The 24,509-nt window shown below is 63.2% G+C and carries 29 protein-coding genes; 16 read left to right on the top strand and 13 right to left on the bottom strand.

Features of this window, described 5'->3' with window-relative positions:
• Positions 1–15 precede the first annotated feature (15 nt).
• The 5 genes from IH615_RS14610 to IH615_RS14590 all read left to right on the top strand — a co-directional run bounded on the left by IH615_RS14610 (position 16) and on the right by IH615_RS14590 (position 5,065).
• A complete protein-coding gene (locus tag IH615_RS14610) occupies positions 16–996 on the top strand; it encodes a sugar ABC transporter permease (protein ID WP_291362768.1) in 981 nt (326 codons plus the stop codon).
• The gene (locus IH615_RS14605; RefSeq protein WP_291362766.1) at positions 996–1,856 is read left to right on the top strand and encodes a carbohydrate ABC transporter permease; all 861 of its coding nucleotides are present in this window, start codon (positions 996–998) and stop codon (positions 1,854–1,856) included. Before IH615_RS14610 ends, IH615_RS14605 begins: the two co-directional genes overlap by 1 nt.
• Before the next feature lie 11 nt (positions 1,857–1,867).
• On the top strand, positions 1,868–2,875 hold the full coding sequence (locus tag IH615_RS14600; protein ID WP_291362764.1) for an ABC transporter ATP-binding protein: 1,008 nt from the start codon (positions 1,868–1,870) through the stop codon (positions 2,873–2,875).
• Positions 2,876–3,053: 178 nt separating this feature from the next.
• Positions 3,054–3,836 carry a ThuA domain-containing protein gene (locus IH615_RS14595; RefSeq protein WP_291362762.1) on the top strand — a complete coding sequence of 261 codons (783 nt, stop codon included), beginning with the start codon at positions 3,054–3,056 and terminating at the stop codon, positions 3,834–3,836.
• A 185-nt stretch (positions 3,837–4,021) separates the two neighbouring features.
• The gene (locus IH615_RS14590; RefSeq protein ID WP_291362761.1) at positions 4,022–5,065 is read left to right on the top strand and encodes a Gfo/Idh/MocA family oxidoreductase; all 1,044 of its coding nucleotides are present in this window, start codon (positions 4,022–4,024) and stop codon (positions 5,063–5,065) included.
• 68 nt (positions 5,066–5,133) lie between these two features.
• Here IH615_RS14590 and IH615_RS14585 read toward each other — a convergent pair whose 3' ends face one another.
• Positions 5,134–5,637, bottom strand: a complete 504-nt coding sequence (locus tag IH615_RS14585; RefSeq protein ID WP_291362760.1) for a hypothetical protein — start codon at positions 5,635–5,637, stop codon at positions 5,134–5,136.
• A gap of 260 nt (positions 5,638–5,897) precedes the next feature.
• Here IH615_RS14585 and IH615_RS14580 point away from each other — a divergent pair, with 260 nt between their 5' ends.
• Positions 5,898–6,149 (top strand): GlsB/YeaQ/YmgE family stress response membrane protein, encoded by a 252-nt coding sequence (locus tag IH615_RS14580; RefSeq protein WP_291362758.1) that lies wholly within the window; start codon positions 5,898–5,900, stop codon positions 6,147–6,149.
• A 63-nt stretch (positions 6,150–6,212) separates the two neighbouring features.
• On the opposite strand, the gene IH615_RS14575 is transcribed toward IH615_RS14580, so the two are convergent.
• Entirely contained in the window at positions 6,213–7,817 is a 1,605-nt protein-coding gene (locus IH615_RS14575; protein WP_291362756.1) for a bifunctional metallophosphatase/5'-nucleotidase, read from the bottom strand.
• Positions 7,818–8,127: 310 nt separating this feature from the next.
• On the opposite strand from IH615_RS14575, the gene IH615_RS14570 reads away from it, so the two are divergent.
• On the top strand, positions 8,128–8,589 hold the full coding sequence (locus IH615_RS14570; RefSeq protein ID WP_291362754.1) for a GtrA family protein: 462 nt from the start codon (positions 8,128–8,130) through the stop codon (positions 8,587–8,589).
• Between the two features lie 66 nt (positions 8,590–8,655).
• Positions 8,656–9,303 (top strand): ThuA domain-containing protein, encoded by a 648-nt coding sequence (locus tag IH615_RS14565; RefSeq protein WP_291362752.1) that lies wholly within the window; start codon positions 8,656–8,658, stop codon positions 9,301–9,303.
• A gap of 44 nt (positions 9,304–9,347) precedes the next feature.
• Here the strand turns inward: IH615_RS14565 and IH615_RS14560 are convergent, their stop codons facing one another.
• Positions 9,348–9,986, bottom strand: coding sequence for a DUF1109 domain-containing protein (locus IH615_RS14560; RefSeq protein ID WP_291362750.1), 639 nt, complete (start codon positions 9,984–9,986; stop codon positions 9,348–9,350).
• Positions 9,976–10,506, bottom strand: a complete 531-nt coding sequence (locus IH615_RS14555; RefSeq protein WP_291362788.1) for a sigma-70 family RNA polymerase sigma factor — start codon at positions 10,504–10,506, stop codon at positions 9,976–9,978. The genes IH615_RS14560 and IH615_RS14555 overlap by 11 nt, the downstream gene beginning before the upstream one ends.
• 196 nt (positions 10,507–10,702) lie before the next feature.
• Between IH615_RS14555 and IH615_RS14550 the strand changes: the two genes are divergently transcribed.
• The 5 genes from IH615_RS14550 to IH615_RS14530 all read left to right on the top strand — a co-directional run bounded on the left by IH615_RS14550 (position 10,703) and on the right by IH615_RS14530 (position 15,638).
• Positions 10,703–11,023 carry a pentapeptide MXKDX repeat protein gene (locus tag IH615_RS14550; RefSeq protein ID WP_291362748.1) on the top strand — a complete coding sequence of 107 codons (321 nt, stop codon included), beginning with the start codon at positions 10,703–10,705 and terminating at the stop codon, positions 11,021–11,023.
• An 87-nt stretch (positions 11,024–11,110) separates the two neighbouring features.
• Positions 11,111–11,959 carry a cytochrome b/b6 domain-containing protein gene (locus tag IH615_RS14545; RefSeq protein ID WP_291362746.1) on the top strand — a complete coding sequence of 283 codons (849 nt, stop codon included), beginning with the start codon at positions 11,111–11,113 and terminating at the stop codon, positions 11,957–11,959.
• Positions 11,956–12,744 (top strand): molybdopterin-dependent oxidoreductase, encoded by a 789-nt coding sequence (locus IH615_RS14540; RefSeq protein ID WP_291362744.1) that lies wholly within the window; start codon positions 11,956–11,958, stop codon positions 12,742–12,744. Before IH615_RS14545 ends, IH615_RS14540 begins: the two co-directional genes overlap by 4 nt.
• Before the next feature lie 362 nt (positions 12,745–13,106).
• Positions 13,107–14,681 (top strand): DEAD/DEAH box helicase, encoded by a 1,575-nt coding sequence (locus IH615_RS14535; RefSeq protein ID WP_316355842.1) that lies wholly within the window; start codon positions 13,107–13,109, stop codon positions 14,679–14,681.
• Positions 14,682–14,747: 66 nt separating this feature from the next.
• The gene (locus tag IH615_RS14530; protein ID WP_291362743.1) at positions 14,748–15,638 is read left to right on the top strand and encodes a 2-dehydropantoate 2-reductase; all 891 of its coding nucleotides are present in this window, start codon (positions 14,748–14,750) and stop codon (positions 15,636–15,638) included.
• Between the two features lie 39 nt (positions 15,639–15,677).
• Here the strand turns inward: IH615_RS14530 and IH615_RS14525 are convergent, their stop codons facing one another.
• The 9 genes from IH615_RS14525 to IH615_RS14485 all read right to left on the bottom strand — a co-directional run bounded on the left by IH615_RS14525 (position 15,678) and on the right by IH615_RS14485 (position 23,354).
• The gene (locus IH615_RS14525; RefSeq protein ID WP_291362742.1) at positions 15,678–16,535 is read right to left on the bottom strand and encodes an intradiol ring-cleavage dioxygenase; all 858 of its coding nucleotides are present in this window, start codon (positions 16,533–16,535) and stop codon (positions 15,678–15,680) included.
• Positions 16,536–16,689: 154 nt separating this feature from the next.
• Entirely contained in the window at positions 16,690–18,102 is a 1,413-nt protein-coding gene (locus IH615_RS14520; protein ID WP_291362741.1) for a trehalose-6-phosphate synthase, read from the bottom strand.
• A 22-nt stretch (positions 18,103–18,124) separates the two neighbouring features.
• Complete coding sequence (gene otsB, locus IH615_RS14515; protein ID WP_291362740.1) at positions 18,125–18,898, bottom strand: trehalose-phosphatase; 774 nt, start codon at positions 18,896–18,898, stop codon at positions 18,125–18,127.
• Positions 18,899–19,325: 427 nt separating this feature from the next.
• Complete coding sequence (locus tag IH615_RS14510) at positions 19,326–19,949, bottom strand: nucleoside deaminase (RefSeq protein ID WP_291362738.1); 624 nt, start codon at positions 19,947–19,949, stop codon at positions 19,326–19,328.
• Positions 19,950–20,005: 56 nt separating this feature from the next.
• Positions 20,006–20,773 carry an META domain-containing protein gene (locus IH615_RS14505; RefSeq protein ID WP_291362736.1) on the bottom strand — a complete coding sequence of 256 codons (768 nt, stop codon included), beginning with the start codon at positions 20,771–20,773 and terminating at the stop codon, positions 20,006–20,008.
• Between the two features lie 169 nt (positions 20,774–20,942).
• On the bottom strand, positions 20,943–21,431 hold the full coding sequence (locus IH615_RS14500; protein WP_291362734.1) for an ureidoglycolate lyase: 489 nt from the start codon (positions 21,429–21,431) through the stop codon (positions 20,943–20,945).
• A 2-nt stretch (positions 21,432–21,433) separates the two neighbouring features.
• Positions 21,434–22,255: a bifunctional allantoicase/(S)-ureidoglycine aminohydrolase gene (locus IH615_RS14495; RefSeq protein ID WP_291362732.1), complete on the bottom strand. Its 822-nt coding sequence runs from the start codon at positions 22,253–22,255 to the stop codon at positions 21,434–21,436.
• Between the two features lie 34 nt (positions 22,256–22,289).
• Entirely contained in the window at positions 22,290–22,973 is a 684-nt protein-coding gene (locus IH615_RS14490; RefSeq protein WP_291362731.1) for a glutathione S-transferase family protein, read from the bottom strand.
• 51 nt (positions 22,974–23,024) lie between these two features.
• Complete coding sequence (locus tag IH615_RS14485) at positions 23,025–23,354, bottom strand: metalloregulator ArsR/SmtB family transcription factor (RefSeq protein WP_291362730.1); 330 nt, start codon at positions 23,352–23,354, stop codon at positions 23,025–23,027.
• Positions 23,355–23,405: 51 nt separating this feature from the next.
• Between IH615_RS14485 and IH615_RS14480 the strand changes: the two genes are divergently transcribed.
• Genes IH615_RS14480 through IH615_RS14470 form a run of 3 tightly spaced genes read left to right on the top strand, consistent with a single transcriptional unit; the run spans position 23,406 to position 24,473 of the window.
• The gene (locus IH615_RS14480; protein WP_291362728.1) at positions 23,406–23,897 is read left to right on the top strand and encodes an SRPBCC family protein; all 492 of its coding nucleotides are present in this window, start codon (positions 23,406–23,408) and stop codon (positions 23,895–23,897) included.
• An 8-nt stretch (positions 23,898–23,905) separates the two neighbouring features.
• A complete protein-coding gene (locus IH615_RS14475; protein WP_291362726.1) occupies positions 23,906–24,268 on the top strand; it encodes a hypothetical protein in 363 nt (120 codons plus the stop codon).
• A 58-nt stretch (positions 24,269–24,326) separates the two neighbouring features.
• Positions 24,327–24,473, top strand: a complete 147-nt coding sequence (locus tag IH615_RS14470; RefSeq protein WP_291362725.1) for a hypothetical protein — start codon at positions 24,327–24,329, stop codon at positions 24,471–24,473.
• Positions 24,474–24,509: the final 36 nt, after the last annotated feature.

Raw genomic sequence — 24,509 nt, 5'->3', positions numbered from 1 at the left:
GGGGAGGAGGCCGCAATGACGACCGATACGCTGGCGCCGCCGGTCACGGTGACTGTGCCGAAAATCAAATCGGAACTGATGCAGCAGCGCGTGCGCGCTGCACGGTGGTTCCTGTTGCCGATGCTGCTGGCATTGGCCGTGGTGGCGGGCTGGCCGCTTCTTCGTTCTATCTATTTCTCCTTCACCGATGCCTCGCTGACCGATCTCTACGGCGCCGAGTGGATCGGCTTCGGCAATTACCTGCGCTGGACCACGCTCGAAAGCGGCGTGACGCGCTATCGTGGCCTGCTGGTGGACCCGGCCTGGTGGAACGCGGTGTGGAATACCCTGCGCTTCGCTGCGACGTCGGTGTTCTTCGAAGCCATCCTCGGCATGATCGTGGCGCTGGTGCTCAATGCCGAATTCCGCGGCCGCAGCATTGTCCGCGCCGCCATCCTCATTCCCTGGGCAATTCCCACCATCGTGTCGGCCAAGATGTGGAGCTGGATGCTGAACGACCAGTTCGGCATTCTCAACGACCTTGGCCTGCGCCTTGGCCTGTTGAGCCAGAAAGTGGCCTGGACGGCCACCGCCGAGACCGCCATGCAGGCGGTGCTGATCGTCGATATCTGGAAGACCACGCCGTTCATGGCGCTGCTGATCCTGGCGGGCCTGCAGATGGTGCCTCGGGATATCTATGAAGCTGCCGATCTCGACGGTGTGCATCCGGTCAAGCAGTTCTTCCGCATCACGCTGCCGCTGGTTCGCCCCGCCCTGATGGTGGCGATCATCTTCCGCCTGCTCGATGCGCTGCGCATTTTCGACCTGATCTATGTGCTGACGCCCAACAGTACCGCCACCAAGACCATGTCTGTGCTGGCGCGGGAAAACCTCTTCGACTTCGACAAGTTCGCTTATGGATCGGCAATGTCGACCTTGCTGTTCCTGATCATTGCCGTCCTGACCATGCTTTACATCTGGCTGGGCAAGGTCCGGTTCGATGGGGGAGACCGCTGATGGGCGCGACGATCGATCTCTGGAAAATCACCAAGACAGTGCTGTTCTATGCGCTGGTGGTGTTCATCGTCGTGGTGAGCGTGTTTCCGTTCTACTACGCGATCCTGACGAGCTTCAAATCGGGCACGGACATTTTCCGCATCACCTATTGGCCGGTGTCGTTCAGCTTCGAGAACTACCAGGCGGTGTTCAGCCAGGGTAGCTTCCCGCGCAACCTGCTGAATTCGATCTTCGTGGCTTCGGTCACCGTGATCCTGGCGCTGTTCCTGGCGGTGACTGCCGCATTCGCGCTCAGCCGCGTCCGGTTTCGCGGGCGTGGTTTCCTGCTGATGGTGATCCTGGCAGTGTCGATGTTCCCACAGATCGCGGTGCTGGCCGGCCTGTTCGAACTGGTCCGGGCTGTGCGGATCGGCGACTGGCAGATGTACAACACGCCCTGGGCGCTCATCTTCAGCTACACGATCTTTACGCTGCCATTCACGGTCTGGGTGCTCACCACGTTCATGCGTGACCTGCCGGTGGAAATCGAGGAAGCGGCCATTGTCGACGGGGCGTCGCCCTGGATCATCATTACCCGCGTGTTCATGCCGCTGATGTGGCCGGCGCTGGTGACCACGGGCCTGCTCGCCTTTATCGGGGCCTGGAACGAGTTCCTGTTCGCGCTGACCTTCACCTCATCGAACGATACGCGGACCGTGCCGGTGGCCATCGCGCTGCTGTCGGGCGGGTCGCAGTATGAAATCCCGTGGGGCATCATCATGGCGGCCTCTGTCATCGTGACCGTGCCGCTGGTCATTCTGGTGCTGATATTCCAGCGCAAAATCGTCAGCGGTCTCACCGCCGGCGGCGTCAAAGGTTAGGGAGCATAGAAATGGCAAGCATCGAGCTTCGCAATATTCGCAAGGCCTTCGGCGCCGTCGAAGTGATCAAGGGGGTCGACCTCGAAGTCCGCAAGGGCGAGTTCATGGTGTTCGTGGGGCCATCGGGCTGCGGGAAGTCCACGCTGCTGCGGCTGATCTCGGGGTTGGAGGATATCACCTCGGGCGAGATGCTGTTCGACGGCAAGGTCGTCAACGCGTTGGCGCCATCCAAGCGCGGTATCGCCATGGTGTTCCAGTCCTATGCGCTTTATCCGCATATGACGGTCTATGAGAACATGGCTTTCGGGCTGACCCTCGAAAAGGGGCATTCGAAGGACGAGATCCAGAAGCGGGTCGAGAAGGCCGCCGACATGCTGCAGATCCGGCAGTATCTCGACCGCCTACCCAAGCAGCTTTCGGGCGGCCAGCGGCAGCGCGTGGCTATCGGCCGCGCCATCACCCGCGACCCCAAGGTGTTCCTGTTCGACGAGCCGCTGTCGAACCTCGACGCGGCTTTGCGCGTGGCGACCCGCATCGAGATCGCCAAGCTGCATGAGAGCATGGACAACGTGACCATGGTCTATGTGACGCATGACCAGGTCGAAGCCATGACCCTGGCCGATCGCATCTGCGTGCTGCGCGATGGCCTGGTCGAGCAGGTGGGGACGCCCATGGAGCTCTATGAGCACCCCAATTCGGTGTTCGTGGCCGGCTTCATTGGGTCGCCGAAGATGAACTTCATTTCCGGCGAGAAGGCCAAGGCGTTCAATGCCGATACGGTCGGCATACGCGGCGAGCATATCAACATCGTGCCGGGCAACGGCACCTGGACGGGTACGGTGATCCATACCGAAAACCTGGGCGCGGACTCCTATGTCTATCTGGAGATGGGCACCGAGGAGCCGGTGGTGGTTCGCCTCGACGGCGCCAATAACTACAAGAGCGGCGACACGGTGCATATCGCGCCGATGCCGGACAAGGTTCATCGCTTCGATGCGGCCGGCAAGCCGATCCGCTGAGCGATCACACTTTTGGTGACGGCCACATAGCCGTCACCGAGATCAACCACTGCGTCATTCCCGCGCGCGCGGAAATCTCCCTGAGGATTGGGGGATTCCCGCAGGCGCGGGAATACTGCAGAGAACAACGGAATGGCCGGTGCCTCCCCACTTGGCCAGTCAACCCAGGAGCCTGAAAATGCCGATCCGTACCCTGATCTGGGGCGAAAACGTCCACGAGCAGAAGAACAAGATCGTCGCCGACAATTATCCCACCGGCATGCACAACCAGATTGCGAGCCTGCTGGCCAAGGACAGCAACATCGTGACCAAGACCACGACGCTGCAGGAGCCCGAGCATGGCTGCACCGTCGAGGCGCTCGCCAATACCGACGTGCTGGTCTGGTGGGGCCATGCCGCCCATGGCCAGGTCGAGGACGAGATCGTCGAGCGTATCGCCAAGCGCGTCTGGGAAGGCATGGGTCTGATCGTGCTTCATTCGGGGCACTTCTCAAAGATATTCAAGCGCCTGATGGGGTCGCCCTGCGCGCTGCACTGGCGCGAGGCCGGCGAGCGCGAGCGCCTCTGGGTCACCAATCCGGGCCATCCGATCGCCAAGGGCCTGCCGGCCTATTTCGAACTCGAAATGGAAGAGATGTATGGCGAACCCTTCTCCGTTCCCGAGCCGCTGGAAACGGTGTTCGTCAGCTGGTTCCAGGGCGGCGAAGTGTTCCGCAGCGGGCTGACCTATCGGCGCGGCGCGGGCAACATCTTCTACTTCCGCCCGGGCCACGAGACTTACCCGACCTATCACGACGATACGGTCGGCCTAGTGCTGCGCAATGCGGTCAACTGGGCCTACAATGCCAACCAGCATCCCGAACTGCTCGAGGCGCCCAATACGCCGGTGGAAGAGTCGATCGAGCCGCTGGTGGAACGCGGCCCGAAGCTGCATCACGGCCGGGAAGAAGGCTTCCGGTAGGGATACGCTAAGCGGGCGCCGACTTCCTTCCTTCAGACCTCATGGTGAGCTTGTCGAACCACGAGGTCGGGCACACGGCGCCTGCCACGACCTCGTCCTTCGACAGGCTCAGGATGAGGTCTACTGATAACGAGAGCCTGACCACGAATTTGCGGACCAAACGGGTGCCGCCTAGGACATAGATTATGCGTATCCTCATTCTGGGTACCGGCGGCATGGCCAATCAGCATGCCAAGCATTTTGCGGCGATCGAGGGCGTGACCCTGGCCGGCGGCGTCGACGTCGACCCGGCGCGGGTCGAGGCGTTCTGCACGACACATAATATCGAGCGCGGGTTCGGGTCGCTGGATGCGGCCCTGGCCTGGGGCCAGTTTGATGCAGTGGCCAATGTGACGCCCGACAGCGTGCATCATCCGACGACGATGGCGGCGCTGAAGGCGGGCAAGCACGTATTCTGCGAAAAACCGCTGGCGACCGACCATGCCAAAGCGATGGAAATGACCGAGACTGCCGAACAGGCTGGGCTCATCAACATGGTCAATCTCACCTACCGCAATGTCAGCCAATTGCAGAAGATGCGCGAGATCGTACAGTCTGGCGCTGTGGGCAGGGTCAAGCATTTCGAGGCTAGCTACCTGCAGAGCTGGCTGGTGAGCAAGGCCTGGGGCGACTGGCGCACGGAAAGCCAGTGGCTGTGGCGCCTGAGCAAGAAGCACGGCTCCAATGGCGTGCTGGGCGATATCGGGGTGCATATCCTCGATTTCGCGGCCTATGGCGCTGGCAGCGATTTCTCGAGGGTGTTCTGCCGGCTGGAGACGTTCGAGAAGGCCGAGAACAATCGGATCGGCGAGTATGACCTGGATGCCAATGACAGCTTTGCCATGACGGCGCAGCTGGAGAATGGCGCGCTGGGCGTGATCCACGCGACGCGCTGGGCGACCGGGCATTTCAACGAGCTGCGCCTGCGCGTCTATGGCGAACTGGGCTCCGTCGAAGTGCAGCACCGGCACGACTGGTCCAAGCTTTTCACCTGCCTGGGCGCGGATGCGGAGACGGGGACCTGGACCGAAGTGGCGGTCGATCCGGTGCCGACCAACTACATGCGCTTCGTCGAGGCGGTGCGGTCGGGCCACAACCAGGAGCCGAGCTTCCGCCACGCAACCAATATCCAGAAGGTGCTGGACCTGGCGACGGTAACCGATCGCGACCGGACCGAGCACAAGGTCTGAGCCGCCAGACGCAATCGACATGAAAAAACCCCGGCTGCAAGGCCGGGGTTTCTCGTTCGCGCCAGAGATCAGGCGCGGTCGTCGACATAGACGATGACGGAGCCATCGGCATTGCTCTTGACGGCAACCACGTCGCTGGTGGCGTGGCCTTCGGCCTCGAGCTTGGCCTTGATGGTCGCATTGCCATCGATATTGGTGTGCAGCGTGGTCATGCCATCGGCATTGGCGGACAGCGCCTCATCGAGCGCGGCGGCCTCGGTGGCCGCATCGCCCTGCAGCGACGACAGCAGCACGATGGTGACCTTGGACTCATCGGTCACGGTCGACAGATCGACATCAGCCGAGCCCTGGATCGACGAGACAACCGAGCCATAGGTGTTGTCGGACATGCCGCCGGCATTGGCATTGGCGTTCGCATTGGCATCAGCACCGACGGCCGCATCCACGGCCGGGGTGTCGACGGTGACGCCGGCGCCGGTATCAACCTGGACGCCTGCATCCTGTGCCAAGGCCGGCAGGGAGGTCGCCGCAAGCAGGGTTGCGATGGTGGTGGCAATAATGGTCTTCTTCATATCTTGTACTCCTCAGTGGGATTGTGCCCCCCACTTGAACAGCGCCTTAACGAGCCCGCCGGGGATGAGTTGCACAAAAACTGATCACAATCCGGGCTGCGCGGCACCGGTCTTTGCCATGTTGCGATGTAGCAACGACGGTCGCTCTGCGATGGCTTTTGCCGCGGCAAACTCCTGAAAACCGGCGTCGGCGCCTATGGGTCTTGCAACCCGATACAGCGTTGCCGACTTATCCTGATACGGACACAAGGAGCGTCGTAATGGGTATTATCTGGGCCATCATCATCGGATTTCTGGCGGGACTGATCGCCAAATGGATCACGCCGGGCGACAAGAAGCCTGCCGGATTCATCCTGACCACCGTCCTGGGCATTATCGGCTCGGTGCTGGCCACATGGTTGGGCCAGGCTATCGGCTGGTACGGGCCCAATGATGGGGCCAACTTCATCGGCGCTGTCGTGGGTGCGGTGATCATCCTGCTGGCCTGGAACCAGATCGCCCGCAGAACCTGAGTACCCGGCCAGAATGAAAAAAGGGCGCCCATTGGGCGCCCTTCGCGTTTCACAGGCTAGGCCTTACTCGATGACGGTGATGCGGCCGTCGGTGAAGGGCGTGTATTCGCCGCCCTGCTTGGCGATGAAGTCGGCCAGCACCTGCTCCAGGGGCGGGCCGAAATCGTAGGCGTTGTCGCCCTCGGCGAAGGTGCCATAGCCGTCGCCGCCGCCACGCATGTAGTTGTTGGTGACGATGGTGTAGGTCGCGGCTTCATCGATCGGAGCCCAGCTGTCGCCGGAGCCGACCATCACGTCGCTGATGCGCTCACCAGCCGGCTTGGCCAGGGTGTAGCTGTATTTGAGCCCGGCAACCTGCGGGAAGCGGCCGGCGGCATTCTCGATATCGCTGACGCCATTTTCGAGCGCCTCGATGACGTCGGCACCGGTCAGGTCGACAGTGGCGAGCGTGTTGGAGAAGGGCAGCACGGTGATGACCTCGCCGACGGTGATTTCACCGGCGTCGATCGAGGCACGCAGACCGCCGCCATTCTGGATGGCAATGGTGACGCCCTGGTCCTTGACGCGGTCGAGCATGGCCTCGGCGACGAGGTTGCCCATCTGGCATTCAACGGCGCGGCAGGTTTCGCGGGCGCCATCGATGGCGGCCGTGGTGGTGCCGATGACGACGCCCATGGCTTCAGCGATGGGGGCAGCCAGTTCGGCGAGCTGGCCCTTGAAGTCCTCGTTGCCGATGACCGAGGCGTCGATCAGGAAGGGCTCGCCCTCGGCCTTGGTGACGACGCCATTGTCATCCCAGGTGATGGCGATGTCGCCCAGATACTTGCCATATTGATTGGCCTGAACGACCGGCACTTCGACGCCATCGGGGTTCTTGACCATGGTCGGGTAGGGGCCGGCGGCGCCTTCGGCGGTGTTGGACAGCAGGGTATGGCTGTGTCCGCCCACGATGACGTCGACCAGCGGCAGGGCCGCGGCTACGTCCATGTCGACGGTGTAGCCGATATGGCTGAGCAGGATGATCTTGTTGACGCCAGCGGCGTCGAGCGCTTCGGAGGCGCCGCGCACATACTGGATGACATCGGTGAACTCGACATTGGCACCGGGCGAGGCGATTTCGGGCGTGTCTTCGGTGGTGGCGCCGATGATGCCGATCTTTTCGCCGCCGACTTCAATGACGAAGGAGCCCTTGATCTTGCCGCGCAGGTTCTCATCGCGCGTGACGTCGAAATTGCCGCCGATAATGGGGAATTCGGCCGCCTCGATGAACTTCATGAACTCTTCCGGGCCGTCATCGAATTCGTGGTTGCCGGTGGCGACCACGTCAAAGCCCATCTGGTTGAAGAAGTCGGAGACCACCTTGGATTTGTAGGTGGTGTAGTAGAGCGAGCCCTGGAAATTGTCGCCGGCCGAGAGCAGCAGCGAATTGCCATCGGCATATTTGGCGCGGGTATCATCAATGATGGTCTTGAGGCGAGCAATGCCGCCGAAGCACTCGCCGGCAGCATCATCCTCGGCGTTGCAGTTGGAATCGCTGCCGGTGATCGGATCGAAGCGGGAGTGAAAGTCGTTGATGTGCAGGATGTTGAGCGTGAAATCCGCATAGGCGGCGCCCGAAAATCCGGCGCAGAGGGTGAGCGCCGTAGCGCCGAGAAGCAATCGTTTCATCCCTGTATCCCTTTGTTTGCTTTTGGCAGTCCGGGCCTTGCTGATGTCGGGCGTCCAGATAGACGGTCCCGCGCTTCGGCCAGGGCAGTGCCATGAGTTAACCAGTCTTTTGTGACAGTGAAAAGTGGACCTTTTGGTCAATTTTCACGCGGTCACGCTGCGTTCATGGGCCGCATGCAGCAATGGGGGTTCAACATCGGTCAACCATGACGCAAAACAGCGAGGCGTGGCGGCATGGATAAACCGACGGGAAAGGCCGGAGACGATAGTCTTCGCGTGGACCCGCCAGACGACAAGGACCAGGCCGATCATGAGCGCAGCCCTGCAGAGCCTGATGCGTGACGTGACCCCATCGCGGTCGAGAGCGCCGCTGTTTGGCGGGCTCATCGCCTTCATCACCATTGGTGCTGCCGGCGCGGCGGCCTTCGTGGTGCTGTCGACGGCGATGATCTGGCTCGATACGGGTGTGGCCGACTGGCTGGTCAATGCGGCGTGCTATGCCGCGCTGATCGTGCCGGTCTACACCATGCACCGGCGCTATTCGTTCGATTCCGACGCGCCCCACAGCCATGCGCTGCCGCGCTACATGGCAGTGCAGGGCATGGCGCTGCTGCTGGCGGCGCTGTTTTCCTTCGTGGTCCACGGCATGCTGGCCGTGCCGACGGTGGTGGCCTCTATGATCGTCATCGCCCTGACATCAGGCGTCAATTTCATGGTGTTGCGCAGCTGGGCCTTTGCCCGCGCGCAATGGGGCATTGTCGTTCCGGCGTGATGCCGGGGTTTCATTAGCGGTTCAGTCAGGTAATCTCCGCGCCGTTTGGTTTGCGGAGTTTGCGGCATGAAAAGCGCATTGATCGTCTATGGCGGCTGGTCCGGGCATGACCCGGAGGAATGTGCCGCCATCTATCGCCGATGGCTGCACGAGGACGGATTTTCGGTGCGCATGGCCACCGAAACCAGCGCTTTCGCCGATCCGTCCATCCATGAGTTGAGCCTGATCATCCCCATCTTCACGATGAGTAAGATCGAGAAGGCGGAGGTGGAGAACCTGACCAAGGCGGTCGAGGGCGGTGTGGGACTGGCGGGTCATCATGGCGGCATGAGCGACGCTTTCCGCGACGCGGTGGACTATCAATTCATGGTCGGCGGCCAGTGGGTGGCCCATCCGGGCAATATCATCGACTATACGGTGGACGTTGCCGATCCGCTCGACCCCATCATGGCGGGGATCAAGTCGTTTCGCTACACGTCCGAGCAGTATTACATGCATGTCGACCCCGCCAACCACGTGCTGGCGACGACGACATTCAGCGGCGAGCATGCGCCGTGGATTGCCGGCGTGAAGATGCCCGTGGTGTGGAAGCGCATGCATGGCAAGGGCCGGGTGTTTCACTCGACGCTGGGGCACCAGGCCAAGGAGTTCGATGTGCTGGAAATGGCCACGATCATGCGGCGGGGCATGAACTGGGCGGCACGGGAAGAGTGACGCAACCGTTTGGAACCGAGGGTGTCTGCGGCTTCGGGATCCAATTACCACCGAAGCAGCGGTCGACCCAGCAGGGCTCCCAATGCAGCTGTCGCCGCAACGCCTAGCGAGTACCAGACCGCCATGAACATCATGCCGGTTTCCCCGCAATAGAACGAATAGATGGCCGCACCAAAACCGCCGGCCAACAGCCCGGCAGCAAAGCCGGCCATGGTTGACGAGCGTGGGGCCATGGCTCGCAGGGCAACCAGCATCGCCGCCAGTATGGGGGTGCTCGTCAGCACGATCAGCCACGGGCAAACCATGGATGTGGCGCCCATAAGTTCGGACATGGACCAGTCTGTGGTCATCCAACTCATGGTGCCGAGAGTCAGGCTAGCCAGCAACAGGATGGCGGCGGAAGCCATGGGCCAGAGGATGCGCCCGTCGGGCCGAGCAAGCACTGGCAGCGCGGCGCAGCCGAGCAAGCCGAAAGCAATGGTATAGCCCGCCTTGACCCAGAACATCATGCCGCCCCAGGTGGCGCCCATGGGCCGGTCGAGCAGCAAGTGCAATACGGGATAGGCGAGCAACAGGGCAGCGCTCAGCCCTATCCCGACGGCGATCCACAGACGGTTCTGCAAGGCCTGAGGGGGCACCCGGTTGAGGTTGGAAGAGAGGCGCGCGATCAGCTCATCGGTCATTTCGGCCCCCCGCAAAGCGCGCTGCCAACGATTTGAGGCCGCGGTGGATGGAGACCTTGGCAGCCGTCTCGGTCATGCCATGGGCCGCGGCCGCCTCGGCCACCGAGGCGCCATCCACCCTGGTGCGGCGGATCAGGTCGCTGGTGCGGGGCGGGACGGCCTCAAGCACGGCATTCAGATCGCGCCGTGCGATGGCGTCGGCGCTGTCGTCATGAGCAAAGATCGGGGCGTCGTCCTCGAGCGGTACGGTGAGCCGGATCGACTGGCGGCGGACGTGGTCGACGAATTTGTGGTGCGCCACCGCATGCAGCCAGGCCGTGAAGGGGCGGCTGCGATCATAGGTCATGCGGCGGGTGTGAATGGCCAGCAGAGTGTCCTGCACGAGGTCCTCCGCGTGCGATGCAAAGGCGGGGGTGAGCCGCCGGGTGAAATACGGGCGCAGATGGCGACCAAGTTCGGTCAGCAGCGACCGATAGGCCGCGGCGTCGCCGTCCAGCGAAGCAAGCATCAGCGCCCGCAGTCGCTTCTCGGTCGGATCAGTCTGCATTACTCGCTCATTCGGCCCCATGGCCGATATGGTTACATCGCTAAGAGAAATCAGGGAATGGCGTTTTCCTGATCACGACCGCGTGAACGCGTAACGACCAACAGGAATCTCGCGAATGGCAGGGCATGAACCGCGCCACTTGGGCGTGGTCTATGTCCGGGAGACAACAATGACCTTTGCCCTGCGCACTCTTTCCTTTGCCGCCGCTACTGCCATTGCCTTTGCCGCTGTTCCTGCCAGCCTTGCGCAGGACGCCATGGCGACCGATGCCATGGCTGGCGACGCAATGGCGGCCGATGCCATGATGAGCGACGACGACCTCAAGCTCTGTCTTGAACAGGCGGGTATGATCACCTTCGCACATGTGATGGAGGTGGCGGTCGCCGCCTGCAACGAGGCCCATACCGGCATGATGGGCGATGCGATGGGCGGTGATGCGATGGCCACCGACGCCATGGCCACCGACGCGATGGCGCCTGCCACGAAGTAACGAATACGTGTTATCTGTGATTTTGCCCCGCGCGGAGCCGTTGCTCATGGTGCGGGGCAGTTTGGTCCCAAGACCAGCGGGGAAAGCATGAGCGAAACATCCGGCTTGTCGACGGCCAAGGGGCCGCTGATTTATCGCCAGTCGGTCTGGACGCGGGTGACGCACTGGATCTGGGCAATCTGCCTGTTCTTCCTGCTGCTGACCGGGCTGCAGATCTTCAATGCGCATCCGGCGCTCTATATCGGGCAGGAATCGGGGTTCGAATATGAGAACGCCATTCTTGAGATCGGCGCCATCAACACCGATGCCGGACCGCGCGGGCAGACGACAATCTTCGGCAACACGTTCGATACGACGGGCGTGCTGGGCATGAGCGGGGCGGCCGAGCGGCCCACCTTCACGGCCTTTCCCGGCGCATTGACCATTCCGGGCTATCGCGACCTCGGCACCGGCCGCGTGGTGCATTTCTTCTTTGGCTGGATATTCGTCGCCACGATCTTCATCTGGTTCGTCGCCAGCTTCGTCAACGGCCATATCCGCCGCGATATCGTGCCCAAGCCATCAGATATCGCGGGCCTGCCGAGGGATGTGGTGGATCATGCGACCCTGCGCTTCAAGCACGGCCGCAGTTATGGCCCACTACAGAAGCTGGCCTATTTCTCGGTCTTCTTCATCTTGTTCCCGCTGATCGTGCTGACGGGGCTCACCATGAGCCCGGGCATGGACGCGGCCTGGCCGTGGCTGCTCGACATTTTCGGCGGGCGGCAGACAGCGCGGACCATCCACTTCGTGGTCATGCTGCTGCTGGTGGCGTTCTTCATCGTCCATATCGTGATGGTGCTGGCGGCGGGGCCGTTCAACGAGCTGCGCTCGATGCTGTCGGGTTGGTACCGCGCCAGCCCTGGCACACCCACCGTCGAAGGAGACCGACCATGAGCCGGCTGATCACCCGTCGCAACTTCCTGCGCAGCTCGGCCGTGGCCGGTTCAGGGCTGATCCTGGCCGGTTGCGACCAGTTCAATTTCCTCGGCGACAAGACCAACCCGGTCCGCCATGTGATGGAACAGGCCAATGTGCTGACCTACAACGTGCAGCGCACGCTGATCGGCGACCAGACGCTGGCGCGGGAATACTCGGCCAGCGAGATTCGCCAGGGGCAGCGGCCGAATGGGTCCACCGATCCATCGACGCCGGAATACACGTTCCTCAAGATGCAGAATTTCGAGCCCTATCGGCTGACGATCAAGGGCATGGTCGAGCGCGAGGTGAGTTTCTCCCTCGCTGAATTGCGCAACATGCCCGTGCGCAGCCAGATCACGCGGCATGACTGCGTCGAAGGCTGGAGCTGCATTGCCAAATGGACGGGTACGCCGCTGGGGCCGATTCTGGACATGGCCGGGGTCAAGCCCCACGCGCGGTTCTGCGTCTATCACTGCTACGACAATATCCAGCGGACCCTATCGGGCGATATCCTCTACTATGAGAGCAGCGACCTGGTGGACGCCTATCATCCGCAAACGATCCTGAGCTATGGGCTGAACGATCAGGTGCTGCCGGTGGCCAATGGCGCACCGGTCCGCCTCCGGATCGAGCGGGCACTGGGCTACAAGCAGCCGAAATATCTGCACACGATCGAGCTTGTGGATGACCTCAGCGCGTTCGGCAAAGGCAAGGGCGGCTATTGGCCGGACCAGGGCTATGACTGGTATGGCGGGATTTGAGGGCGGGGTGTACCGATGCCACGACTTGCCCTGCAACCCCGCCATGCAGCGGCGCATCCGGAATTTCCTTGCTATTTCAGTCCCTATCCCCCATATGACACCCATCGTCACCGGCGCATGGACCTTCAATGGATCCGCTGGCGCCAGAACTTTGGTGACGGACTTCTCTTCTTATCCCCTGCGGTGAGCGGCGAAGTCAGCCCGGAAACAGTTTGTCCGGGTTCGAGCCAGCACCCGCGCGATATTTCCCTTTTATCGCCCGATTGCACCTGTTGATCCGTCGTTCCGCGTGGAACGGCGATTTGCGCGCTGCATAGTTCTGCGCGCCTGCAAGCGCCATATGGCGCAGAAAGACGTGTCTTTTGAACGACTTCATTTCCCTCGGCCTGCCGACCATCATCACCGACAGCCTGACTGCCGGCGGCTTCACCGAGCCCACCAAGATCCAGCTCCAGGCCATTCCCAAGCTCCTCGAGGGCAAGGACATGATGGGCATTGCCCAGACCGGCTCTGGCAAGACGGCGGCTTTCGGCCTGCCCATCCTGGCCGGTATTCTGGGCCTCACCGGCCGTCCGCGGCCGCTCACCACCCGTGCTCTTATCCTCGCCCCGACGCGTGAACTGGCCGTCCAGATCGACGAAGCCATCCGCAAGTTTGCCGGCTCCAAGATGAAGCTGGACACCGTGCTGCTGCTGGGTGGCGTGTCGCGCTACCACCAGGTCAAGCGCCTCGAGCGCGGCGTCGATATCGTCGTCGCCACGCCGGGCCGCCTCAAGGACCTGATGGACGACGGCAAGATCCGCCTCAACGAAACCCGCTGGCTCGTGCTCGACGAAGCCGACCGGATGCTGGACATGGGCTTCATTGCCCCGGTGCGTGCGGTGGCCAAGGCCATCGGCATCAAGCGCCAGACCATGATGTTCTCGGCCACCATGGCGCCCGAAGTGGCGGACCTGGCCAAGACCCTGCTCAATGACCCGGTGCGTGTGGATGCATCGGTTGCCGGTTCCACCGTGGTCAAGATCGACCAGCGCGTGATCCTCTCCGGCGCCAAGGCCAAGCGCGGCGTGCTCAACGAGCTGCTGCTGAGCGAAACCGAGAATATGGAACGCGTGATCATCTTCTCGCGCACCAAGCATGGCGCCGACCGCGTCGCCAAGAATCTCGAGATCGACGGCCACAAGGCTGCGGCCATCCATGGCAACAAGAGCCAGAATGCCCGCCAGGCGGCCCTCAAGGGTTTCGCCACGGGCGACGTGCGCATCCTGGTCGCTACCGATATCGCGGCGCGCGGCATCGACGTGCCCGGCATCACCCATGTGGTGAACTACGAGTTGCCCGATGATCCGGAGAACTATGTGCACCGCATCGGCCGCACCGGTCGTAACGGCGCTTCGGGCATTGCGATCACCCTTTGTGATGGCACCGAGCGCGGCAAGCTGCGCGACGTCGAGCGCCTGATCCGCCGCACGCTGCCCTACACGGGTGACCTGCATTCGGGCAACGAGACCGGCGTCGTCGAAGCGCCGCGCTCGGCCTACAAGAAGCCCTCGGGCGGTCGTCCGGGCCCGCGTTCGGCCAAGAATCCGCGCAAGGATCAGACCGATCGCCGCTCGCCGGCCGAGCGTCGTCCGTTTGCCGAGTTCGCCAAGGAAATTGGCGGCAAGGTCCAGCCGCAGCCGCATCACCAGCCGTCCGACACGCCACGCGCCCGCCCGGCCGAGGCTGGCCGCGGTCGTCCGGACAGCGCACCGCGCACCCGTCCGGTGGAAGGTGCTGCTCCGGCTCGGGGCGTGCGCCGCGACATGGAAACCGGCAAGCCCATGGCGGCAAAGCCAGCGGGCGACAAGACCAAGCAGCGCTGGGGCAAGACGCAGAAGGACGCCGTCCGCACCGGCGGCCGCTCCAATGCGGATCGCCAGCGCGGCCGCGCATAAACTCGCGCGGAATCGGATAATGAAAGGGCGGCCCCAGTGGCCGCCCTTTTTGTTTGGAGTATTGCCATGACCTCGATTGCCATTATCGGCCCCGGCGCCATCGGTGGAACGGTCGCTGCCTGGCTGGCGCAAAATCCTGCGCTCGATATCACCGTCTGCGCCCGCACACCGCTCGATGATATCAGGGTCGAGACCCCTGGCGGCGTGATCACTGCAAAGCCGACCGTATTGACCGATCCGGCCAAGGCGACACCGGTCGACTGGGTGATGGTGGCGACCAAGACCTATGACGCGGAGGCCACCAAGCCGTGGCTGGATCGGCTGGTCGTGCAGGGGACGCGCGTCGCCATAATCCAGAACGGGGTGGAACATGTGAGGCTGTTCAAGCATCTGGTGCCGGCCGAGCAGCTGGTGCCCGTCATCATCAACCTGCCCGCGGCGCGCCATGCCCCGGGGCGCATCACGCAGAGCCGGCATGGCCTCATCTGGGTGCCGGCGGGGGAGAACGGCGACGCGTTGGTGGCCCTGTTCGCCCATGCCGAGATCGAGGCGGCCGCTGACGCGGACTTTGCCACCCGCGCCTGGGTCAAGCTCTGCGGCAATTGCGGCGCTATCGTCCCGGCGCTGACGCTGCGCGCCACCGGCCCGGTCTGGAGCGACGAGCTTGAAGCCATTGTGCGCGGGCTGGCGGAGGAATGCGCCGCGGTGGGACGGGCCGAAGGCGCCGTCATTCCGCAAGCGGTGATCGACGGCGTGGTGGACAATGCCCGCAACGCGGCCGAAGGCTCGATCGCCGGCTCCATCCATGCCGACCGCCTGGCGGGGCACCAGATGGAGATCGACGCGCGCAATGGCGTCATCGTGCGGCTTGGCGAGAAGCACGGCATTCCGACGCCGATGAACAGGCTGCTGGTGACGCTGCTCGGGGCGTCGGGAAGTCCCTGGGTGAGCCACTGAAGCACCTTCACCTCTCCCCCAGAGGGAGAGGTGAAGAGGTTACAGCCCCTTGACCGGTGGGGTCATTGTCGCGCGATCGGCCGAGCCCGACGGACCGCCCATCTGGCCGCCCGCACCGCCTTCCGGCGGTTCCGGGCGGTCGCCACCAGGGGCGCCCATCGAGAAACCCACGGCCGACTGCGCCGCCGGATCGACTCCGACAATCATGGCGACCAGGTATTCCTCATCCAGTTCCTTGATGAAGGCAAAGGCGGTGCGGGTCGACTGTGCCGCGATGCTGTCATTGGAGTTGAGCGTATCGCGGGCGCTGGCCCGATCGTTGTAAGGCGCGACGTTGAGGTAGATGTATTCCGACAGAGCGTCGGGAAAAAAGATCTGGCCGGTGAGGATGTTGGTCTCGTCGAGGAAGATCTTGAAGTGGATATGGGTGGTGCGGCCACGATACCAACTGGGATAGACAGTCTCGAATTCGGCGATGCCGTTGTCGTCGGCAAACTGGGTGCCGCGCATGAAGGTCTCGCCCGTCGTATCGATCGAGCCGTCATCGCCCTGGCCGGCATAGCCCGAATAGACGCCTGTGGCATCGCAGTGCCAGATATCGACACGAGCGCCAGGCATGGGGACGCAACCTGCATCGACCACCTGCAGGCGGATACGGGTCGAGATGCCGGGTCGGCCTTCGGTGATATCGACGCGTTCCATGGCCGGGTCGAAGTAATAGGGTCCCTCGGTCACTTCGGGGACGATGGCGCAGACATCGGCGCCCTGCAACAGGCCTGCGGTCTGGCTGGTGCCGGCGCCGGCCTCCTGCGCGAAGGCCTGCTGGCTCATCAGCAATCCGCCCGAAGCGGTGACGGCAACAGCCCTCAGGGCGTCGCGGCGGTTCATCTTGGTCATGGTCATCCCCTTTCTGATCGCCGGGTCGTAGGCTCCGCCCAACACCGGCTGCGTGATGGGTGATAACGCGGGAAGAGCCGAAAGGGGCGTTACAAGGGGGAGAGGTGGATGACGGTTTGGTAAGGGGAAGCGGCGAGGACGGTGTTCTTCCTTCTCAAGCCACCGAGGCCAGATAGAGGATATCCCGCGTGCCCGTGCCCGCTGTCGATGCCGGCGCCAGCCGTTCGAGGAAATCCTTGGACCAGTCCTCGACATTGTGCTTGCGGGCGGCGGCCATCAGCGTCTGCCAGCGGGCGATACGTTCGTCGCGTGGCATGTCCAGCGCCATGCGCAGGGCCTCGGCGGTTTCGTCGGTATCGAAGGGATTGACCAGGATGGCGTCCTCGAAAATCTCGGCGGCGCCGGCAAAACGCGAGAGGACCAGAACGCCGGGATCGTCAGGGTCCTGCGCTCCGATGTATTCGTGGGCCACCAGATTCATGCCGTCGCGCAGGGGCGTGACCAGGCCTACCCGGGCCAGTCGGTACAGGCCGGCTAGGCTGGGCTGGCCATAGGCGCGCTTGACATAGGTCAGCGGTTGCCAGTCGGGCTCGGCGAAGCGTCCCATCACCCTGCCGCAAATGGCATCGAGGGCGTCACTGGTGGCCTGGTATTCCTTGATGGTGTCGCGCGAGGGCGGCGCCACCTGCAGCATATGCACCTGGCGGCGGAACCGGGTGTCGTTGGCCAGCAGCTTTTCATAGGCCTCAACGCGCTGCGGCAGGCCCTTCGAATAGTCGAGCCGATCAACCCCGAGGATCAATTGCTGGTCTTGGAGGGAGCGGTCCATGCGCCGGATCATCTTGACGGCGGCGGGGCTGGTGGCGAGGCGTGTAAAGGCGTCGGGATCCGAGCCGATGGGAAAGGCTGCGACCTCGGTGCGGCCAAAATCAACCGACTTCAGCGGCGAGCCCGACAGCGTGGAGGGCGTCTGGTGCTCGGCGAATTCGGTGAAAGCGGTGACGTCCCTGTTGGCCTGCATGCCGATCAGGTCATAGCGTGACAGGTCGCGCATCAGCTCCTGGTGGTGCGGGATGGCGTAGAGCGCGTCTGTCGTGGGGAAGGGGATGTGGAGATAGAAGCCGATGCGGTTGCGCGCACCCAGATTGCGCAGCTCGCTGGCCAGCGGGATCAGGTGATAGTCATGCACCCAGATGATGTCGTCGGGCTTGAGCAGCGGCAGCAGGGCGCGGGCAAACTGCTGGTTGACCCGGCGGTAGCCCTCATACCAATGAGCCTCGATGGTGGCGAGGTCGAGCCGCAGGTGGAAGCTGGGCCACAGGATGGAGTTGGAGAAGCCGGCATAATAGGCGTGGTGATCGTCGCGAGTCAGGTCGATCTGCGCCACGGAGAGGCCGTCAATGTCCTGAAACTTGGCTGAGGGCGCGGGATCATCCACCAGTTTGCCGGACCAGCCAAACCAGAAGCCTTCCCGCTCGGCCAGCGTCTTGCGCAGGGCGACGGCGAGGCCGCCGGCCGCCGGGCCCTTGCCCGGCGTTCGGTTGGAAACGACGATGATGCGGCTCATAAGGTCCCCCGGTTCAGTCCAGTCAATGCGTCAGTGCGACTTCGCGGTCGCGGGCGGCGATATCGCCCAGGCCCCTGATCAGGGCATGCACTGAGGCGACATCGGCGATGCGCATGCGCGCGGCCGTGTCCCCTTCGCCCAGCTTGATGCCGACGCCGCCCAGATCCTGGGCGGCAATGAAACCATCTTCATCGGTAACGTCGTCGCCGATGAAGATAGGCGTGCGGCCCAGGAAGGGTTCCTCGCGCATGAAGGCGCGCAGGGCCTCACCCTTGCTGACGGCGCGCGGCCGGGCTTCGAGCACCATCTTGCCGGGGACCAAGGTGAAATCGGTCACGCTGTGGACGGCCTCTTCCATGGCGATGCGCACGGCAGTTTCCAGTTCCGGCGCCTGGCGGAAGTGGAGTGCGACAGCGCCTTCCTTGATTTCCAGCAGCAGGGACGGATTGGCCACAACCAGCGGTGAGACAGCCTGGGCGATCTCCTCGGCAGCGAGGATCATCGCCGGGTCGGCGGTCTCAAGGACGCCATCGGCGCGGCGCCGCTGGGTGCCGTGGGCGCCGGCAATGGGCAGGTGGAGCGGGGCGAGGAACCGATCGATGTCGGCGATCTCGCGGCCGGTCAATACGGCAAAGGCACTGTCGAGCTCGCGCACGGCGTGGGCGAGCTGTTCTGCCAGCGTGTCGGGCACTTCGACAGCGTCGGGCGTCTCGGCGATCTCGACGAGCGTACCGTCGAAATCGGTGAAAATAGCCAATTGGGGAATAGCATTGGGGGCAACGGCATCGATCGACATCACAGGGCCTTCCGCGGAAATGATCCCTACAGCAACGCGCGGTGTCGACTTTGGTTCGGTCGGACATGGCTGGCATGCGGCAACCTGCATTCTGAACGGCAGATTAATGGCGCATTGGTCCTGCGTTCAAAGCGGGTCGACTAGAGGAGAGCAACGCTGACGCAAGCCCATCGCGGCCCGGTCAGCCAAAGCGTCAACGCCATGCCCGGAATGAAAAAGATGACCCAGCTCCTCCTCACCGCCCTGTTCGCCCTGTCGATCAGCTTCCTGACCTTTGCGGCGTCGTTTGCCGACGTGCCGCGCAGCGAAGTGCTGGTGATCGAGACGCACGAATAGTCTCGTGACACGCCTCGTGGTTCGACAAGCTCACCACGAGGCTACTCAAGGATCTCGGTCGATTTCATCCTGAGCCCGTCGAAGAGCGGGGTCAGGCCAGCGGGATGCCCTTGCTGCCCTTGCCGTGCTGATAGGTCGATGACAGGTCCGCATAGAGCCCGTTGAGATTGTCGAAGCGCTCCAGCAGGGCTTCCTTGTGGCTGCGGTCGAGGCTCGCGATCAGCTGCGCGATATTGTAGCTGGTCCAATAGGCATTGGTGCGGTTGTAGAGCGGTCTATCGTCAGGAACCGCGGTACGATCCGGGTCGGGCACGGCATAGACGGCCTTGAGGATCTGGATGTCATAGGGGATGGCAAAGCTGTCCCGGCTGTCCTGATGGCTGAACAGGTAATAGAAATTGTCAAAGCCCGACCAGGTGATGCCCGACAGGCAGAGCGAGCACGGCTCGTGGGTGGCGAGAAACAGGCAATCCTTGGCCTCCGGCCGCTGATCTTCCGGCAGTTCGAAGAAGCGCTTGATGGCGTGCATTTCGCCATGCCACAGCGGATTCTCGATTTCGTTGTTGGTTTCGGCCACCACGACCGACAGGTCGGATTTGCGCAGGATGGCGGCGCCGAAGAGCTTGTTGCCGCGCGCCACGCCTTGGCTCGTCACGGGTGCGATGTCGTGCTCGATGACGTCGAGCAGGCGGGAAATCAGATTGGCTTTGTCCATGATGGCTCCGGTGGCTCGCCGCAAAGCCTAGCCATGGCCGGCTGCGTTGGAAAGGCTCAGGGCGAGCGAACCAGCCCTGCGAGAGGAATACCGGCAGCATCCACCAGCTTCAGCGTATCGCCGACAAGATCATAGCCCGCCGTGGCGCCGAGCGCGGCGAAGAAGCGCGCCTCCTGGGTCATGACGACGCCATCGCAGGCCATGCGAGTTCCGGCGATGGGGCCGAAGACGAGGGGCGGGGCGCCGAAACTGGCCTCGGTGAAGTAGTTGTTGCAGCCGCCATTGCCGCCGGCACGGTGGTCTGATGCGATGGAGAAGGTCACCTCGGTCTGGGGCAGGACGGGCTCGCCACCAATGCTGGTGACCATCCACAGGACATCGAGCAGGGCATCGGGAGCCTCGACGGGCGGGGTGACCTGTTCAGCCGGATCGTGCGGCGGGGGCGGAAAGAATTCAACCTCGATGACATTGCCTTCTGGCTCAGCCACATCAACCAGAGCCGGCTGGGTGTTGCGGAAGACGACTTGGCCGCCGCTCGAGATTTCGGCCACGAGGCCATATTGGCCTCCGGCGGCGATGACGTCGCTGCGGACATTGAGAGTGAACTGGATGGGTGAGCCGGCCTTGCCACCAAGACTGGCATTGGCGCCGGCGATGCGGTGCTCGCCAGGGAGATTTACCAGGGTGATGGTCAGCGTCGCGTTAGAGGGCAGGCTCATCCGTTCGCGATAGGTCACCAGGCCTGCGAAGGTGATGTCTTCGGCCATGGCCGGGATGGCGAGTGCGAATGCGAGCAGGGCGACGATAATGCGGACCAGGCTCATGGCGACCTCCATTTCGCACGAGCTTAGCGCAGCAGTGTGACTGTGGCGAGGTGGTGGGCGCCGCCGGCCCAGGCTCCAGAGACCCTCATGGTAGCTGAGCGCGTGGAGGCATTGTGCCACGACCTCGTCCTTCGACAGGCTCAGGATGAGGTCTGCTGGAAAGGACGCGTTACCGCGTGATCAGCCACGGCTCTTGGAAGTCATGCTCTTCGAGATTGTTGCCGTCGCCGCCGCGGTCGACGACGAGGAAATCGGCTGCGACCTCAAGCGGGGTCAGGACGCCGTGCCAAGTGTTCATGGCGATATTGACGCCCTGGCCGGGGCCCGGCTGGAAGGCCCGGAGGCGGACCGGCCTGCCAGCTTCGTCCTCGGCTGTTATCACCAGCCAGGGACTGGCCGACAGCGGGTAGAAGGCCTGGCTGCCCAGAGGGTGACGCTCCACCAGCTTGAGCGTCAGCGGCAAAGCGTAGGGCTGGCCGCGGAAGATGGAAATCAGCGGGCGGGGATGCACGCCGCCTAACTCCACACGCGCCAGATCGTGGTAGCGCTCGGTCATCCCGCCATTGATCGGATAGTGATGCGCGCCATCGATCTCGATCACCTGGCCGAAGGGCGCGAAGGCCGCCGCGGTCAGCGGTTCGACGACGACCGTGTCCATGCTCACAGGCCCAGCTTCATGTGGCGGTTGACGTCCTTGTAGAGCAGGTAGCGAAATCTGTTGGGGCCAGCATAGCAGGCCTGGGGACAGAAGGCGCGCAGCCACATGAAATCGCCGGCCTCCACCTCGACCCAGTCGCGGTTGAGGCGATAGACCGCCTTGCCTTCGAGCACGTAGAGGCCGTGCTCCATGACATGGGTTTCCTCGAAGGGAATGACGGCGCCCGGCTCGAGGGTGACGATGTTGACATGCATGTCATGGCGCAGGTCGGTGGGGTCGACGAAGCGCGTGGTGCCCCAGGTGTTGTTGGTGCCTGGCATCCAGATGATGGGTTCGTCCTGCTCGTTGGCAACGAAGGCGGAGGGCGCCTCGATGCCATCGACGGCTTCATAGCGCTTGCGCACCCAATGAAAGCGGACCGGGACCGTGCCGCGATTGGCCAGCGACCAATTGCAGCCGGGCGGCAGGAAGGCGTAGCCGCCCGCCTTGAGCAGGTGGCTCTTGCCCTCGACGGTGAGGCTGGCCTGGCCATCGACCACGAAGAGCACGCCTTCAGCCGTCTTGTTGGGCTCGGGCCGAGTGCTGCCGCCGCCGGGCATCACTTCCACGATATATTGCGAGAAGGTCTCGGCAAAGCCGGTTAGCGGCCGGGCGATCACCCAGGCGCGGGTCTGGTCCCAATGGGGCAGATAGCTGGTGACGATGTCGCGCATCACCCCATGGGGGATCAGCGCATAGGCCTCGGTGAAGACCGCGCGGCCGGTATGGAGCGCCATTTGCGGCGGCAGGCCGGCTGAAGGCGAGGCGTAGGTGGTGTCGGCCATGAAGGTCCCGAGGTGGTGCCGGTTGGCGGTGAAGTCAGGCAGTCTGGCGATAATCGGCGACGATGCGACCGGCGGCAAGGGCCTCGCGCTCATAGGCGGCCTTGCGCCAGGTTTCCTTGAGCGCGGCGTCATACCAATCGCGCATCGAGGGCAGGTCGAGCAAGCGCTGCGCATAGGCGCGGGCGGGAGCGCTGAGCTGGAGATCGTAGATCTGCACGCGGAAGGCGACAGCCGAGAAGAAGGCGTCGACGGCGGTGAATTTGTCGCCGGCAAGGAACGGTCCGCCGAAGCGGGTCAGGCCATCGGTCCACAGCGCATCGAGGCGGACAAGGTCGGTGGCGAGGCCATCGGGGATGGATGCCAGCTCGACGCGGATGCCGACATTCATGCCGCAGATATTGCGCAGGCTGGCAAAGCCGGAATGCATTTCGGCGGCCGCCGAGCGGGCGAAGGCGCGGGCGGCCTTGTCGGCTGGCCAGACCTGGGGATGCGCTTCCGCCAGGTATTCGGTGATGGCGAGGGAGTCCCAGACCACGGTGCCGCCATCGACCAGGCAGGGGAAGCGGCCGCTGGGCGATACATCGCCAAAGGCCAAGGTCGGGCCGTCGTTGAAGGGGCGGACCTGTTCGTCGAATGGAATGGCCAGTTCGCGCATCAGCACCCAGGGGCGCAGCGACCAGGATGAGTAGTTCTTGTTGGCGACGTATAGCGTGTACATGGAGCCCTCCAGCGCCAAAGGCGCATAGCGCCTTGCCGCGGATGCTGCAAGTCAGACCGGGCTTTCCACCTGGCTCTTGAGCTTGCTCAGCATGGAGGCGGCATAAGCGGCGTAAGGGCCGATCCAGCGCTCGTGGATGGCGTGGATGGGCAGGGCATCGAGATGGTTCCAGCGCTCACGGCCGCGCCGTTCGGCGATGACCAATCCGGCCTCTTCGAGCACGCCCAGATGCTGCATCACCGTGCAACGATCGAGCTCGGGCAGCAGGTCGCAGAGCATGCCAGTGGTGCGCGGTTCGAGCTTGAGCAGATCGACGATCTTCCGCCGCGAGCGATGGCCCAAGGCCTTGAAAATCAGGTCGTTTTCGTCTTCGGTTGACATGTTATGTTTTTATAACATATTGTGCTGTCCGTCAAGCATGAGGAGTGGTAAATGCGTGCTGTCATCAGCAAAAACGAACGCGTTGCGCCGGAATTCAGGGTGTCCGGCCGGATCAGCAAGCCGGTGCATGAGGTTTTCGAGGCGGTGGTCGATCCCGCCCAACTCAGCGGCTACTTCACCACCGGGGGAGCCAAGGGGCGGCTGGAAACCGGCGCCACGGTGACCTGGGATTTCCACGATTTTCCCGGCGCGTTCCCGGTGCATGTGGTCGAGGTGGTGCAGGACAAGAAGATCGTGCTGCATTGGGGTGCCGCCGACGGCACACCCGACCAGGGTGGCTCCTATGACACGACGGTGACGATGACCTTCGAGGGCCTTGAGGATGGTCGCACGCTGGTGAGCATTGCCGAGAGTGGCTGGCGCGATAATCAGGCGGCGCAGAAAGCGGCCTTTGGCAATTGCGAAGGCTGGACCGGCATGCTGTGCGCGCTCAAGGTTTACCTCGAACACGGCATCAATCTGCGCGATGGCTTCTACAAGTAGGGGGGGCGATGAGCAGGTGGATAGAAGGCGGCATCAACATCGCCATGAAGGTGCCGACACATCAATACGCGCAGACCGTGGCGTTCTATCGGGATACGCTGGGTCTGGAGCCTTTCACCGAAAAGCCGGGCAATGTCGGCTTCATCCACGGCCCGAACCGGCTGTGGATCGACGAGGTGCACGGCTATTCGCAGGCCGAGGTATGGCTGGAACTGTTCACGCCGGATTTTCCCCGCGCGGCCGAGCAGCTCGGCGCAGCCGGGGTGGTGCGGAACGATGCGATCGAAGATCTGGGGGCGGGATTTCGCGGCGGCTGGTTCTTCAACCCGGCCGGCATCGTTCACCTGGTGCGGGAGGCGGATGCCTGGTAGTCGCCTAATCGCCTGTTAGGGTTACCAAATCTTCAAACATTGGGCCGATGCTACCGACATGGACGAGTTCAATACTCATGACGGGATCGTGCCCCATTCCTGGCTACAGCATCATCTGCCGTGGCTGGCATTGTTCGCGCTGGTGCTGGGCCTGTTTGGCGATCATCCCGAACTCGGCTTTGAGCCGGATGAGCTGAACGGGTAGGGCTGCCCGTAGCCAAACTTCAACATACTCGATCGT

The organism is Devosia sp., from assembly GCF_014860165.1.
Taxonomy (GTDB): domain Bacteria; phylum Pseudomonadota; class Alphaproteobacteria; order Rhizobiales; family Devosiaceae; genus Devosia.
The sequence above is the reverse complement of the archived record's forward strand: the minus strand, read 5'-3'. Positions and strand labels throughout refer to the sequence as shown.